12 protein-coding genes are annotated in these 13,813 nt (G+C 66.7%); 2 read left to right on the forward strand and 10 right to left on the reverse strand.

The genetic code is table 11. The features are described 5' to 3' along the window. Positions 1-51: 51 nt before the first annotated feature. The 5 genes from AC0QU1_RS15885 to AC0QU1_RS15905 all read right to left on the reverse strand — a co-directional run bounded on the left by AC0QU1_RS15885 (position 52) and on the right by AC0QU1_RS15905 (position 5,453). Positions 52-1,386 carry an MFS transporter gene (locus tag AC0QU1_RS15885; RefSeq protein WP_483570606.1) on the reverse strand — a complete coding sequence of 445 codons (1,335 nt, stop codon included), beginning with the start codon at positions 1,384-1,386 and terminating at the stop codon, positions 52-54. A 462-nt stretch (positions 1,387-1,848) separates the two neighbouring features. Further along, a complete protein-coding gene (locus AC0QU1_RS15890; RefSeq protein ID WP_483570608.1) occupies positions 1,849-2,802 on the reverse strand; it encodes an NmrA/HSCARG family protein in 954 nt (317 codons plus the stop codon). 192 nt (positions 2,803-2,994) lie between these two features. Next, positions 2,995-3,606: a CE1759 family FMN reductase gene (locus AC0QU1_RS15895; RefSeq protein ID WP_483616231.1), complete on the reverse strand. Its 612-nt coding sequence runs from the start codon at positions 3,604-3,606 to the stop codon at positions 2,995-2,997. Between the two features lie 89 nt (positions 3,607-3,695). Next, positions 3,696-4,883, reverse strand: a complete 1,188-nt coding sequence (locus AC0QU1_RS15900; RefSeq protein WP_483570610.1) for a CE1758 family FMN-dependent luciferase-like monooxygenase — start codon at positions 4,881-4,883, stop codon at positions 3,696-3,698. A 93-nt stretch (positions 4,884-4,976) separates the two neighbouring features. Beyond that, positions 4,977-5,453, reverse strand: coding sequence for a MarR family winged helix-turn-helix transcriptional regulator (locus AC0QU1_RS15905; RefSeq protein WP_483570611.1), 477 nt, complete (start codon positions 5,451-5,453; stop codon positions 4,977-4,979). A gap of 108 nt (positions 5,454-5,561) precedes the next feature. Between AC0QU1_RS15905 and AC0QU1_RS15910 the strand changes: the two genes are divergently transcribed. Beyond that, the gene (locus AC0QU1_RS15910) at positions 5,562-6,674 is read left to right on the forward strand and encodes an LLM class flavin-dependent oxidoreductase (RefSeq protein WP_483576711.1); all 1,113 of its coding nucleotides are present in this window, start codon (positions 5,562-5,564) and stop codon (positions 6,672-6,674) included. A 338-nt stretch (positions 6,675-7,012) separates the two neighbouring features. On the opposite strand, the gene AC0QU1_RS15915 is transcribed toward AC0QU1_RS15910, so the two are convergent. Both AC0QU1_RS15915 and AC0QU1_RS15920 read right to left on the reverse strand, forming a co-directional pair. Then, entirely contained in the window at positions 7,013-8,239 is a 1,227-nt protein-coding gene (locus tag AC0QU1_RS15915; protein WP_483616557.1) for an FAD-binding oxidoreductase, read from the reverse strand. A 152-nt stretch (positions 8,240-8,391) separates the two neighbouring features. After that, the gene (locus AC0QU1_RS15920; RefSeq protein WP_483570613.1) at positions 8,392-9,276 is read right to left on the reverse strand and encodes an LLM class flavin-dependent oxidoreductase; all 885 of its coding nucleotides are present in this window, start codon (positions 9,274-9,276) and stop codon (positions 8,392-8,394) included. A 152-nt stretch (positions 9,277-9,428) separates the two neighbouring features. On the opposite strand from AC0QU1_RS15920, the gene AC0QU1_RS15925 reads away from it, so the two are divergent. Further along, on the forward strand, positions 9,429-9,827 hold the full coding sequence (locus AC0QU1_RS15925; protein ID WP_483616233.1) for a MarR family winged helix-turn-helix transcriptional regulator: 399 nt from the start codon (positions 9,429-9,431) through the stop codon (positions 9,825-9,827). 316 nt (positions 9,828-10,143) lie between these two features. Here the strand turns inward: AC0QU1_RS15925 and AC0QU1_RS15930 are convergent, their stop codons facing one another. From AC0QU1_RS15930 to AC0QU1_RS15940, 3 genes are read right to left on the reverse strand one after another with little or no spacing between them, the layout of a single operon-like run. Further along, positions 10,144-11,001, reverse strand: coding sequence for an ATP-binding cassette domain-containing protein (locus AC0QU1_RS15930; protein WP_483570617.1), 858 nt, complete (start codon positions 10,999-11,001; stop codon positions 10,144-10,146). Continuing rightward, positions 10,998-12,821, reverse strand: coding sequence for a dipeptide/oligopeptide/nickel ABC transporter permease/ATP-binding protein (locus tag AC0QU1_RS15935; protein ID WP_483570618.1), 1,824 nt, complete (start codon positions 12,819-12,821; stop codon positions 10,998-11,000). Before AC0QU1_RS15935 ends, AC0QU1_RS15930 begins: the two co-directional genes overlap by 4 nt. Further along, positions 12,818-13,759: an ABC transporter permease gene (locus AC0QU1_RS15940; RefSeq protein WP_483570619.1), complete on the reverse strand. Its 942-nt coding sequence runs from the start codon at positions 13,757-13,759 to the stop codon at positions 12,818-12,820. The genes AC0QU1_RS15935 and AC0QU1_RS15940 overlap by 4 nt, the downstream gene beginning before the upstream one ends. Positions 13,760-13,813 lie beyond the last annotated feature (54 nt).

Below are 13,813 nucleotides of genomic sequence, written 5' to 3' on the forward strand. Positions count from 1 at the left end.
GCACCGGCTGCGGCGTCCGTAAGACGCCAGCTCGGAAACTGTCGATGCGCCTCAGCGCACGCCCTTGATCCGATACACGAGCAGTCCGCCTACGAAGGCAACGATGGCCGCGACCGCGAACCACGTGGCATAGCCCGCTCCGAACAGCGAGTTGCCGAGCGGGATCACGACCACGCCGGCGAAGAAGGGCGAGAGCGACACAGGCAGCAGGTTCGCGATGTTCAGGACCCCGAGGTCCTTGGCGACGTCCTCAGGGTTGGGCAGCACCTCGATGCACAACGCCATGTCGACTGCGAGGAACAGTCCACCACCCATACCGATGAGCGCTTCACCGACGAGCAGAGCGATCAGTCCACCCGAGATGCCAAGAGCCGGCGCGACAGCGAAGAGCATCACACCGGCCGAGGTGATCACAGCACCGGTCGTGACAAACACTCGGCGCTTACCGACGCGGTCGCTCAGCGCCCCGCCGATGAAGGCGAACGACACGTTGAAGACCGTCATTATGATCGTGGCCCATAGGTTGAACTCCAGCTGATCCGCGGTATCGGTCATGCCAAACTCGGTCGCCAGGTACAGCGGCATGTACGTGACGATCGAGGCGTATCCGAAAACGAACATCGCCTTTGTAAGCCAGGCCCAACCGAGGTCCCGGTACTTGACCGGGTTGAAGACAAAGGCCGCGAAGAACTGCTTGACGCTGAACGGCCCGGGAGCGAGCTTGAGGATGCGGTCCTTGAGCGTGATGGCAAAGACGAGTCCGGCGACCAGGCCCACCACCGCAGGAATGCCCATGCGCATCAGGTCGTTGGGCAGCGCCGCCAGCCCGAAGGCACCTAGGACGATGCCGATCGGCCCGGTCGCTCCTACAAGACCAGATACACGGCCGCGGCGGCCCTCGGGCACCTGGTCCGCGATCGTCGCGGTGAGTCCCGCCTGGAACACGTTGGTGAACAGCTGTGCGCCCGACCACCCGATGATGATGACGAGGATCGAGGGCGCGAGCGGAATGAGCAGCAGCGACAGGAACGTCCCGATCGCTCCGGTGATGATCCACGGCTTACGCATCCCGAACCGCGATGTCGTACGGTCGGACAGCCGCCCGACGAGCGGCTGGGTGATGATCGCGAAGACTCCACCGATTCCGGTGACGATACCGAGCTGGGTGCCCGCCTGCTCGAGCGGCACGAGCGACTGGATCTTCACGGCCATCCCGCCCAGCCCAGGCGCGAACGTCGCCAGGAACATGCCGATCGAGGCGAGGAAGTACTTGGTGCGGTAGCCGCGCGGCTCACGTACCGGACCGAGGAGCGCAGGCTGCTCCGCGGAGTCGGTCGACGACGCCGCGCGCCCGACTACCGGCGCATCAGGGGTTGGAACACTCATCAGTGGACTCCTTTGTCTACAGCACGCTCGTGCGATGAAGGCCCGGAAGCGCTGCGCCCGACCTGATTCGAGACGCTAACACGGCTAAAGATCAGCACCGGAAGTCTGCTGGCAGCTGGGTTTCATTTCGCCCACGCAACGCGGACAGGGGTGCAACTCGTCCGGGTGGGAGTGCGAGCGTGCCACCACAGGGACCTCTTCCCCGCCGAGCTCGACCCACCCGCCGACGGACGCCCCGGGAGAGATCCTCGCGGTGGTGAGCGATCTCCGCTAAAAGACACAGGAGCGACGACCGACACAGCACCGCCGCGCCGGTGGCCGGAAGAGCTCGCGCAGTCGGGCCGTTTCGGCGTGATCGTCACCCCTCGTTCTGAGCACGGGGGAGCCCCAAGGCCCGGACCACATGGGCCAGGCCTTGGGAGGTTGCGGTACCAGTGCGCGGCTCTCTGCGCCCGGACTCGGTCAGACCACCGCCTTGAGAGCGGACGCATTCTCAACCGCCCAGGTGCGGAAGCTCTTCAGGGCCGGGTTGAGGTCGCGGATCTGGTCCAGGTCGCGCGCTGCGGTGAACTGCTGGTCGAAGTCGCCGTAGTACTGGAACATGTTGGCGATCTCCTCGGCGGCGGGGATCTCGAGCCCGCGGAAGACGTCGTATGGCACTGCCTGGTACCTGACAGGCTCACCGATCACCTCGCCGAGGATCTCGGCATACTGGGAGCCGGTGAGGTGGTCCCCGGCCAGCCCGATCGTGTGGCCGACGTGCTGCTCACCCTCGTTGAGGATCGCGTGGGCGGTTCGGCCGATGTCGTCGACGTCGACACCCGCCAGGAGCTTGCCGTCCTCAAACGGGAGGGTCAGTGTGAGTGTGCCGTCCTCGGCCCGCTTCGGGCCCATGGACTGCACGAAGCCCTGGTAGAAGAACGTCGTGTTCAGGAACGTCGTGGGCACGCCCGCATCGCCGAACAGCTTGTTGCCCTCACCCTTGGCGTCGAAGTGCGGCACGTTGTACTTTCCCTGGAGCACCGGCATGCGCTCGTCCTCCAGGGGCAGGAGTGAGCGGGTGTCCTCGAGTGTGGACCAGACCACATGCTGCAGTCCGGCAGCCTGGGCGGCAGCAGCGAGGTTCGCGATCTCCTGCGTCTCCTGCTCTGCGGACCCGTGCGCCCAGAAGTTCGTGACGAGGAACGCTCCATAGGCGCCGTCGAACGCAGCCTCGACGGTGCTCCTGTCGTTGAAGTCTGCCTTGACGACTTGCGCTCCCTGGTCAGCCAGTGTCTGTGCGGCGGCGGAGTCGGGCCGACGGGTCAGCGCACGCACGGCGAAAGGGCTGTCCGGGTCGGAGAGGATCGCCTTTACCGCGCCCCCGCCCTGCGCTCCGGTTGCACCCGCAATGGCGATGATCTTCTTGTCATTCATCTGGATCTCCTTCGTGTGACGAGCGGAGCGACATTCGCACCTGCTCTGGACAGTGCTTCTATCGATGGATCGGCCGCGTCTCCCCCGCTCGTGGCAGGACCCGCCGGCGTGCAGCCCAGCTCACGGCGGTCAAGACCGCAGCAGCGTTTGACTGATCGTTCGGTGGGGATGCTCGCGCGATGAGGAGCTGGTTCAGCGGCCGCCTGCGGCGAGGCGCATCAGGTCGGTGTCGAAGTCGACGTCGTCGGCCGTGCGGTCGGCTCTGGTGGCGTTGCCGTCGAACTGGTGCTGGTAGCCGCGCCAGGCGGCGTCCGTGATCGTGTTGCTCACGCCGGCGCGCACAAGCTGGGCCAGTTCGATCGCAGCCCGGTCGATTCGTTTCCCGAGGGCCGGGTCAGCCCAGTCCTCGGGTGCCGCGAAGAGCGACGTCGGGACCGGGATCGCGCGCAGGAACGCGAACAAGGGGCGCAGATGGTCGTCGACCACCATCGCGTGTCGCGCGGTGCCGGCGGTGGCGGCAAGGATGACGGGCTTGGCGACGATGAGGTCGTTGTCGAGTACGTCGACAAATGACTTGAACAGTCCACTGACGCCCGCTTTGTAGACCGGTGTGGAGACGATCAGGGCGTCCGCGGCCGCGACCTGCCGCATCGCGCCCTGCACGGTGTCGACGTCCGCGGCGGAGATGAGCTTGCGGGCGATGTCCTGTGCGATCGGAGCGAGGTCGATGATCGAAGCGTCGATCTCCTGCCCCGTCTCGCGGATCCGGTCGAGCGATGCCTGCGCGGCCCGCTCTGCGAGCATCCGAGTCGTGGACGGGTCGCTTACCCCCGCGTTGACCACGACCAACTGTGCCGGCGCAGTGGTCCTATCAGCGTGCTGCTGGGTCATCGTCATACCCCGAGCGGGAACCGCGCCGCAACGCTCGGGTCGCTGTCCTGATAAGGGGACGTGCCCGACAGGTTGTCCCCGCGGTTCGGGTTCGGGCGCGGCTGGCGCGGCTCCGCGTCGCCGTACTTCGCTGCGACCAGCGTGGCGTGCGTGGGCGCGTCCGGCACTCCGGGCGCCTTGCGTGACTCCAGCTCGCGCCGGAGCACCGGCACAACCTCGGTCGCGAGCAGCTCCACCTGCTCCAACGCCATCTCCAGCGGGATCGACAGTCCGTCGACGGCCCACATCTGGCGTTGGTAATCACCAAATCCCTCGCGGAAGGTGAGGGTCTTGTCGATGACCTCTTGGGGGCTGCCTACGCTCAGCGGTGTGGACTCCGCGAAGTCCTCCAGGCGAGAGCCTCGGAACACCGGGTAGTTCTCGAAGTAGGGGCGGAACCGGTCGTAGGCGTCCTGGGAACGCCTGGCGATGAAAGCTTGGCCACCGAGCCCGACGACGGCGTGCTCTGCCTTGCCGTGACCGTAGTGCTCGAACCGCTGCCGGTAGAAGTCGACAAGCGGCTTGAAGTGGAAGTTGGGCGCGAGGATGTGGTTGGCGAAGTATCCATTGCCGTAGTAGGCGGCCTGCTCCGCGATCTCCGGTGTGCGGATCGCGCCGTGCCACACGAACGGTGGTACATCGTCCAGTGGCCGCGGAGTCGCGGTGAAGCCCTGCAGCGCCGTACGGAACTTCCCCTCCCAGTTCACGACGTCCTCGCGCCAGAGGCGGTGCAGCAGGTTGTAGTTCTCCAGCGCCAGCTCGACGCCGTCCCGGATGTCCTTGCCGAACCACGGATACACCGGGACCGTGTTCCCGCGGCCCAGCATGAGGTCCAGCCGGCCCCGAGCGAGGTGCTGCACGAAGGCGTAGTCCTCGGCGATCTTCACCGGGTCATTGGTGGTGATCAGTGTGACCGCGGTGGACAGGATGATGTTCTCCGTCAGCGCTGCGACGTGGGCGAGCATCGCCGGCGGCGAGGAGGCCGCGAATGGCGGGTTGTGATGCTCGCCGAACGCGAACACGTCCAGGCCGAGTTCATCGGCACGCTGCGCGATCTTCACGATGTTGGTGATGCGCTCGTGTTCTGACTGGGTATGACCGGTCATCGGGTCAGGGGCGATGTCCCCGACGGTGAAGATGCCGAACTGCATAGCAACGATCCTTTCGCGGAGGTCTGTGCGAAGGTCGGCCGTGCGGGTGCATGTCATGCCGGGGCGCGCGGTGTCCCTTGTACGAACCCGGGTCTAGGGCACCGGGTCGAGTTCGAGATGTCGGCGCAGCGTGGCAGTCAGGTCGTCGACCTGCGCCAGCTGTGCCGGGGAGAGCGCATCGATGAAGAGCTCGTGCACGGCGCGCAGATGGTGCACCGAGCCGTGTCTGAACGACTCCGCACCTGCGTCGGTCAGGTGCACCTCGACGCCGTGGATGTCGTCGGCGCAGGTGGCTCGGCGGACTAGCCCACGCTTCTCCATTCGTCCCAGGTGATGCGAGAGTCGGCTGCGCTGCCAGCCGATCAGCTCCGCGAGCTCCGACGAGCGCAAGGTCTTCTCGGTCGCCTCGCTGAGCGCGAGCAGCACCTGATAGTCGCCGGACGACAGGGACGACTCGCTCTGAAGCCGCGTCGCCAGGCGGGTGCGCAGCACTTCGCCGGTCTCGATGTAGTCGCGCCAGATACGAAGTTCCTCCCGCGTGGGCATTGCGCGGGGCTTGTCCTGTGTCATGGCACCTCCTGGGGATTGACACGTCAACTCTAACGGCACAGGATTGACACGTCAATTCCAATCGGCCGACAGTCAGTCAGCAGGCCTTACAGAAGGGTCGTGACCACGATGGAGATCCACGCGCGGAGCATCGAGCTGGGACTAGATTCCTTCGGTGAGGTCGCTTCCGACGGCGATCGCGTGTTGAGCGATGCCGAGACGCTGCGTCTGATCGTCGAGGAGGCACAGTTGGCTGAGTCGGTCGGGCTGGACGTGTTCAGCGTCGGTGAGCACTACCGGGAGGGGCAGGTTGACTCGGCGACCCCGGTGCTGCTGGCCGCCGCGGCCCAGGCAACCTCGACGATCCGTCTCGGGACTTCCGTCACCGTGCTGTCCACGCAGGACCCGGTGCGGCTGTACCAGGAGTTCGCAACTGTCGACGGGATCTCCGCGGGGCGCGCCCAGCTCGTGCTGGGGCGTGCGTCCGCCGTCGACTCGTTTCCTCTGTTCGGCTACGACCTCACCGAGTACGAGGAGCTGTTCGAGGAGAAGCCCGACCTGTTCGTCCGCCTGATGCGCGAGGACCGCGTCACCTGGTCGGGCAAGTACCGATCGGCGCTTGATGATGTGCGTCTGCACCCGCGGATGCCAGACGGCGGCATCCCGGCGTGGGTCGGCATCGGCGGTAGCCCCGGCTCCGTCATCCGTGCTGCCCGCTACGGGCTGCCGCTCATGATGGCCGTCATCGGCGGCCGGCCCGAGCGATTCGCCGGCCACGCCGAGCTCTATCTACGCGCGCTGTCCCAGTTCGGTCACGCCGAGCTGCCCATCGCCCAGCACTCGCTCGGACTCATCGCCGACACCGACGAGGAAGCCAGGGAGCTCTACTGGCGCTACTGGGAGCCAGTGGTAACCCAGCTCAGCAAGGAGCGCGGCTTCTACCCGCCCACCATCGCGCGGTACAGCGCAGAGGTCGGCACCGGGGCGCTCTATATCGGATCAGCCGAGACCGTCGCGCAAAAGATCGCGTTCATCGCTCGTGCCAACCACCTGTCCCGCTTCGACCTGAAGTACGACCTGCTGCACCTACCCGTCCAGGCGCGCGAACGCAGTATCCGGCTCTTCGGGCAGCAGGTCGCACCACGCGTCCGTGAGCTGCTCGCTGCGCACACCGACGACTGGCAGCTCACCGGCCGGACCCCGGCCCAGATCACGAAGGACGGCAAGGCCGTCCACGCGTGAGCAAGGCACGCAAGGCCCGCCCGACGACGAACTGCTTGGAGCGGAGGTCGCGCTCAGGTGTCAACAGACGGGGGCGTGCTCGACGTCGACCCAAGCAGGAGCCTGGACCATTCCGGGCACCGGGCTGCCGCGTACCACGCGCCGACAACAACGGCCGGACAGTGGCTGCTCGGCCGCGGCCTTGCGGGCCTCGGAACCCACCTGTGTCCGCGCACCATGCGCGGTCCTCGCGGTCGCCCATCGGTCCTCACGCCACGCGCGGACGATGCCCGCGTGTGGCGCGCACCAGAGACCCGGCAGGGTACACACCCACTCCACGCCCCTACGAGCGCTGGAGATCATCGCGCAAGGTGTAGCCCTTGGTCGAAGAGTCCGTCAGGGTCGACCTGGCCGGCGATGTGTCGCAGCCGCTCGCCGGTCTTTGCGGGCCAGGCGAGTTCCGCCGCGGCGGGGCGGATGTCTGACGAGTATGCCCCGTATGCGCCGGTGCCGAGTCGACGGATCGGCGCAAAGGACTCGTCCTCCGCGGCTGTTCCATGCTGATGCACCCATGTTGCGACGAGCGCCTCCTGGTGCCGGCCGGCCCACGCCGTCGCGTCCGAGGGAACATCCGCGGCAGCGCCGCCGAACGAGCGCAGTTCGGCCAGCGCTGTGGTGCGATGCGCCAGGGACTCGGCGACCGCTCGCCCGAGCTCGGCATCGGCGCGGTCTACCAGGACATCGCGCAAGCGGATCTGCTGCTGCCCGGTGTGCGGGTGGCGCGTGGTGGGCAGCACCTGCGGGTAGGAGGCCACGAAGGCGTTGTGCCCCCGCAGCGGGGCTAGTTCGGTAGCGCCTTGAATCACCGATTCAGCTTTGGACCTGTTGGCGCCCTCCCACATGTTCATGGCTTGCACCGAGACATGATCGCCCCCCTCAGACTGCAGGAAGAGGAAGCTGGTCATCTCCCGGGGGGCGTCGCGGATCCAGTCCCCCCAAGCTTCGACGAATCCAGGAAGGTCGCTCGTCGAGTACTGCGCCATCTGGTGGATGACTGACGCGTCCCCCGCAGGTGAACCGATCTTCACCGCTTGGAAGAGGAACTCCGTCGCGATGCCCACCTGCGAACCACCACCGCGCACGGCCCAGAACAGGTCAGGCTCGTTGTCCGCGTCCACCCAGCGGGCCGTGCCGTCCGCGGTGATCAGCCGCGCACCGCGCATCCGGTCAATCGTCAGGCCGCGGGAGCGCACGAAGTACCCGAAACCACCTGATGTCGCCAGGCCTCCGACACCGGTGTCTCCGACATTGCCGCTGGTGAGCACCAAGTCATGCGGCGCCAGTACCCTCGCGACGTCGCCCCAGTTCGCACCGGCCTGTACGCGCACCATGCCCTCGACCGGGTCGATCAGCTCGATGCGGCTCATACGAGAGACATCCAGGACGATACCGCCGTCGTTGACGGAAGAGGCAGTCATCCCATGCCCGCCACTGCGGAATGAGAACGGAACGCCCAAGCCCGTCGCTGCGCGGACGGAGGCGGCGTACCGGACGGTACTCGAGACATCGTCATCCGATCCCGCCATCACGACGAGATGCGGGCTTCCCACTCGCAGATAGTTTGATCGGACGCGGTTGTATGCCGGGTCGCCGGCGAAGACTGCCCGGGCGGTGAGGGCGTCGGGAAGCCCCGGCCACCTCACACCTATGTCGTCGCGGCTCGCCGCCGCCCCTGCGCTCAACGCCCGCCCCTTTCGGCGCGGGCATCAGCCACGACCTCGCGTACACGGGCGGCGATCTTGCCGAACCGGCGCAGATCGTCCGGGTCGTCGCTGGGGAGGATGAACACGCTCATCCCGTGCTCCAGCGCGATCGAGGCGAGCTGCTCGACCCATTCCTCTGTTGTGCTGGGCCGGAAGCCAGGACCTGGTGCCAGGTTGTACATGCGGCGGATGTCGGCGGGCTGACGGCCCGCCATGATCGCCGCTTGATCGAGCACAGCGTTGGGCTCGGCTAGCTGCGCCGGCGGGTAGTACGGGCTCGAGATTGACCAGCCGTCGCCGAGCCGGCCTGTCAGGCGAAGCATGCGCGGCTTGATGGCCCCGACCCAGATGCCGATGTCGTGCGCCGGCGCCGGGCCAGGCCGTGCCCCAGCTATGTGATAGTGCTTGCCGTCAAACTGGATTCCGCGGCGAGGGGCATCCCAGACCTGGCGGATGATGCCGATCCCCTCTTCGAGCGCCTCCACGCTCTCTCCGGCCGTGAGCGACGGGCCACCCGCTGCGACGACGGGCTCCATGAACCCGCCCGCCCCGATCCCCAGCTCAACCCGACCATGAGTCAAGATGTCGAGCGACGCGACGAGCTTCGCGAGCACGAATGGCGGACGCAAAGGCAGGTTGGCCACGTTCGTCGTCACCTTGATGCGCTGCGTGCGTGCAGCGATCACCGACAACAGCGTCCACGCATCGAGGAACGCCGGCTGATACGGATGATCCTGCACGGTCACCATGTCGAGCCCGACCTCCTCGGCCAGCCGCGACAAGGCGATCAGGTTGTCCGCCTGGGTCGCCGTCGGCATGAAGAACGTACCGAACTCCAGCTCATGCCCGTAATCAGTCATGTTCCCTCTTCCATCAGTCGACCGCACAGCGCTACTACTTGCCGCCGACTATACGCGCCACGAACTATCCGTGGCACGTAATACAGGTAGCATGGGATCAGCGGACCAGTAGGTGAGACGGGAGAGATGACTTGAGCGAAGCAGGACTTCTCGTGCGTCTGTCCTTCATGGTCCAGCGAATCTACGGTGAGGCCAGCAGGGAGTGCGGCCTCACCGCGACGCAGAGCCAACTGCTCTGCGTCCTCGCGGCAGGCCCGGCAGGCATGGCGGAGCTGTCAGCCGTGCTCGGGCTCGAGCGCTCCAGCCTCACCGGCCTGGTGGACCGGGCCGAACGCCGAGGGCTTGCGGCTCGCCGCCCCGACCCGACCGATCGACGGGCAATCCAGGTCTCGCTCACGCCCCATGGCGAGGAAGCAATCGCACGCTTCTATCGCGAAGCTACCGCGCGACTCGACGCGCTCCTCGCAGAACTGCCCAGCCTGCAGCGCAAGAGCATGAAGGAGGCGTTGGCCGCCCTCACTGCGGACGCGCCGGCTGTATTCGCCGACTGAGGAGTCGATCCCAGGCAGCCTGGTGCCCACCTCTGGACTGCCATCCCGACATGCGCCAGGAATGGGCCGTCCCCCGTTGATCAGTGCCGAGGTGGTGGAGCACTGATCACACTCCATCACCTCGACGGGAGCCATGTCATTCGCTGCGCGAGCCGGTCCATGAACGAGAGCGTGAGATCGTTCCCTGTCGCGCGACCACCAGCGTGTGGAACGTCGGCGCTGCTCTCGGCGACGCCAAGCGGGCCCGCTTCGCGGTCACCACGGTGTCTTGTCGTACAAGATCTCTCCCGTCAGTTCCGTCGGGATCGGCACGCCATTACGGGACACCGCGTGCGCGCCGCGCGCGTTGTGCCTTCGGATCAGGGATCGGCGACGCCTCGATCAGCCGGTGTGTGTACTCGTGCGTCGGGGACGAGATGACCTGCTCGGCGTCGCCTCGTTCGACGATGGCTCCGCTGCGCACCACCACGATCTCGTCGCTGACGTGCCGTACGACGTCCAGGTCATGGGTGATGAACAGGTAGGACACTCCCGTCTGCTCCTGGATGTCGAGCAAGAGGTCGAGAACGCGTGCCTGTGTCGAGAGGTCAAGGGCGCTTACGGCCTCGTCGCACACCACGAGCTTCGGCCGGCGGGCCACGGCTCGGGCGATGGCGATGCGCTGCCTCTGACCACCCGAGAACTCGCGAGGCAGGCGATGGATGCTGTCGCTCGGCAGCCCCACGGTGTCGAGCAGCCCCACGATCCGGCGACGCGCATCGGCGGTCGACATCCCCTCGATCAGGAGCGGTTCCATCAGGATCGACTCGATCGTCAGCGAAGGGTTGAGCGACGAGAAGGGGTCCTGGAACACGACCTGCAGGTCGGCGCTCAACGCGCGCCGATCGCGTGCGCGAGGGTCGGTCACGTCAACTCCGTCGAACATGATTCGCCCAGAGGCGATCGGCGCGAGCCCAAGTACGGCGCGCCCGAGGGTCGACTTGCCCGAGCCGGACTCGCCGACGACACCGAGGGTCGTGCCGGCCTTGATAGTGATCGACATCTCGGAGACAGCCACGAAGGGGGGCTTGCGCCAGCCCTTCGCCGGGTACTCGACGCGTACTCGGTCGACTTCAAGGAGCGGCGGCTGACTTGCGCCGGTGGTCGTCGACGGGGAGGGGGTCGCTGCGATCATGACATGCTCCTCTGATTCGGGATGCCGGTCGTGGCGGCGCCGGCGTCAATGGAGCGTGGGCGCCGGGCACGTGGAGCGACCCCGGTGAGGGTCGAGCCGAGCAGTTCGCGGGTGTAGGGATGTTGCGGCGCGTCGAAGAGAGTGAAGACGTCGGCGGTCTCGACGACCGATCCGTCCTTCATGACCGCGACCCGGTCGCAGATGTCCGCCACGACACCCAGGTTGTGGGTGACGAGCACGAGGGCGAAGTCGCGTTCGCGCTGCAAGGTGCGCAACAGCTCGAGCACTTCCGCCTGGACAGTCACGTCGAGGGCCGTGGTCGGCTCGTCGGCGATGATGAACTCCGGGTCGCAGGAGATGGCGATTGCGATCAGGACGCGTTGAGCCATCCCGCCGGAGATCTCGTGCGGGTACGACGCGAGAGTGCGCGCCGGATCTGTGATCTGCACCTGACGCAGCAGTTCCGTGGCGCGCGTCAGAGCTGCGCGGCGCGATACCCCGGTATGTACCCGTATCGTCTCGACTATCTGCGACCCGACCGTGAAGGCGGGATCGAGGTTGCTCATGGGATCCTGCGGCACGTACGCGATGCGGTTGGCACGGATCGCGTCGAGTTGCCGCTCCGAGAGCGAGAGCAGGTCGACCTCACCGAGGGTGAGCCGGCCGGCGTGACGCAGCGCCTCCGGGGGGAGCAGACCGAGCACGGCGAAAGCCGTCTGCGACTTGCCCGACCCGGACTCGCCCACGATGCCCAGGCACTCGCCACGGTCGACGGTGAATGACACACCCTTGACCACCTCGCGGTAGCCGTGGGACCCCACCGGATACTCGACCCGCAGACCGTCGACGGTGAGGCGGCCGGCTTCGATGGTCACAGGTGTGGCGTCATGCTCAACACTCGCCGCATGCGCCATCCTTCTGGCGCGAGCGGCGAGGCGTGACGCGCGTCCAGGCCTCCGCCGGTCCGTGGAGCGGTTCAGCACGTCGGATGTGGCGGAGCCCAGCAGCGCGAGCGCGGCGACGGTGATGCCGATGGCCAGTCCGGGCCACAGCGTCAGCTGGGGAGCGGCGACGTTGTTCCGGTATGCGTCGTTGACCATCGATCCCCAGCTCGGGATCAATGGGTTGCCGAGGCCGAGGAACTCCAGCCCGGACTGCACGATGATCGCAACGCCCGCGGTGAGCGCAGCCTGGATGAGGATAGGGGTCGCGACGACGGCGAGTACATGGCGGAACACGATGCGTGTCGAACCGAGTCCCGAGACGACGGCGGCGTCGATGTAGAGCTCGGACCGCACGGCGACGACGGTCGATCGTGCGAGGCGGAAGAAGGACGGAGCGAGAAGCACACCCAGCGCGACCATGGTCGGAGGCATCGCCGTCCCAAAGACGGAGACCACCACGAGAAGCGCGACGATTCCGGGAACCGCGAGCAGCAGGTCGGCGATCCAACTGGCCACGTCATCGACACCGCCGCGACGGTAGCCGGCTATCAGTCCTGCCGGCACACCGAGCATGATCGCAGTAACGCTCGCGATCAGTCCGGCCAGGAGGCTGACCTGCGCTCCCCAGAGCAGGCGCGACAGGACGTCACGTCCCGCGCCGTCGCCGCCCAACGGGTACTCGGCGCTCGGGGGTGCCAGCACGAGCGACAGATCGGCTGTGGTGGGATCGTGCGGGGCGATGACCGGAGCGAGCACAGCGAACCCCACGATCAGCAGCAGCACGCTGCTTGAGACGATGGCGATCGAGTTGCGCCCGAGCGCACGGAGAATGTTGTGGTCGGCCTGTGTGACGGCCGGGTCGACTATCGTGCTCATTTCTGGCGCACCTTCGGGTTGAGCAGGCCTTGGAGGAGATCTATCAGTAGGTTCACGACGACGACGATGACGACCGTGACGAGCACGACACCCATCACGACGGGAACGTCGCCTACATTCGTCGCGGCCACGGCCAGAGCGCCGATACCCGGAAGAGCGAAGATGCTCTCGACGATCACGGCCCCGCCCAACATGCCGATGAACTGCAGGGAGAGCACAGTAAGAGCGGCGGGGGCCGCGTTGCGCAGCGTGTGCTTGAGCACGATTCGCCCACGACCGAGTCCGCGGCTGCGCAGCGCGCGGACGAAGTCGCGACGCTCGACGTCGATGACGGAGTTGCGCACCTGCTGCGCGATACTCGCCGTGACGCCAGCCGCCAGCGCGATCACGGGTAGCGTGATCGAGGAGACCCATGCGGCGAGGGAGACCGAGGGGGCGGTATAGCCGATCGCGGGGAACCAGCCGAGCTGTACCGCGAAGGTTGTCGACAGGAGAACCGCGAACCAGAACGCTGGCAGGGCGAAGCCGATGATGACGATCATCTGCAGAACGCTGTCGACCCATCCGCGCCAGCGTGCAGCGAGGGTGCCCATGACTGTTCCCACGGCGGCGGCGATCAGCGTGGCGACCAGGGTGATGCTCAGCGTCACCGGCACACGGGTGAGCAGCGCCGACGAGACGGACTGGCGATTCGTCCAGGAGGTGCCGAGATCACCTCGGAGCGCTCCGAACGCCCAGTCGAAGAACTGCACCACCACGGGCCGGTCGAGCCCCAGCTCGACGCGCCGGGCGGCGATCTGCTCGGACGTCGCCGACGAACCCAGCAAGTTGGCGACGGGGTCGCTGCCTGTGCCGTAGAGCATCAGGAATGTGATCGTCGCGACGACAGAGACAAGGACGATCGCGGAGACAAGCTTCCGCGTGGTGTACCAGATCATCGTGTTCTCCAGGGTGCGGTGCGCGGCGGCGATCGCCGTGCACCACACCTTTCG

The sequence above is a fragment of the Promicromonospora noduliphila genome, assembly GCF_056951025.1.

Coding starts and splice junctions, on each gene's coding strand:
- AC0QU1_RS15900 (WP_483570610.1), bottom strand. CDS start 4,883: ATGCAGTTCGGCATCTTCACCGTCGGGGACATCGCCCCTGACCCGATG.
- AC0QU1_RS15930 (WP_483570617.1), bottom strand. CDS start 11,001: ATGATCGCAGCGACCCCCTCCCCGTCGACGACCACCGGCGCAAGTCAG.
- AC0QU1_RS15915 (WP_483616557.1), bottom strand. CDS start 8,239: ATGGCGGGATCGGATGACGATGTCTCGAGTACCGTCCGGTACGCCGCC.
- AC0QU1_RS15935 (WP_483570618.1), bottom strand. CDS start 12,821: ATGAGCACGATAGTCGACCCGGCCGTCACACAGGCCGACCACAACATT.
- AC0QU1_RS15890 (WP_483570608.1), bottom strand. CDS start 2,802: ATGAATGACAAGAAGATCATCGCCATTGCGGGTGCAACCGGAGCGCAG.
- AC0QU1_RS15905 (WP_483570611.1), bottom strand. CDS start 5,453: ATGACACAGGACAAGCCCCGCGCAATGCCCACGCGGGAGGAACTTCGT.
- AC0QU1_RS15920 (WP_483570613.1), bottom strand. CDS start 9,276: ATGACTGATTACGGGCATGAGCTGGAGTTCGGTACGTTCTTCATGCCG.
- AC0QU1_RS15910 (WP_483576711.1), top strand. CDS start 5,562: ATGGAGATCCACGCGCGGAGCATCGAGCTGGGACTAGATTCCTTCGGT.
- AC0QU1_RS15895 (WP_483616231.1), bottom strand. CDS start 3,606: ATGCTCGCAGAGCGGGCCGCGCAGGCATCGCTCGACCGGATCCGCGAG.
- AC0QU1_RS15885 (WP_483570606.1), bottom strand. CDS start 1,386: ATGAGTGTTCCAACCCCTGATGCGCCGGTAGTCGGGCGCGCGGCGTCG.
- AC0QU1_RS15940 (WP_483570619.1), bottom strand. CDS start 13,759: ATGATCTGGTACACCACGCGGAAGCTTGTCTCCGCGATCGTCCTTGTC.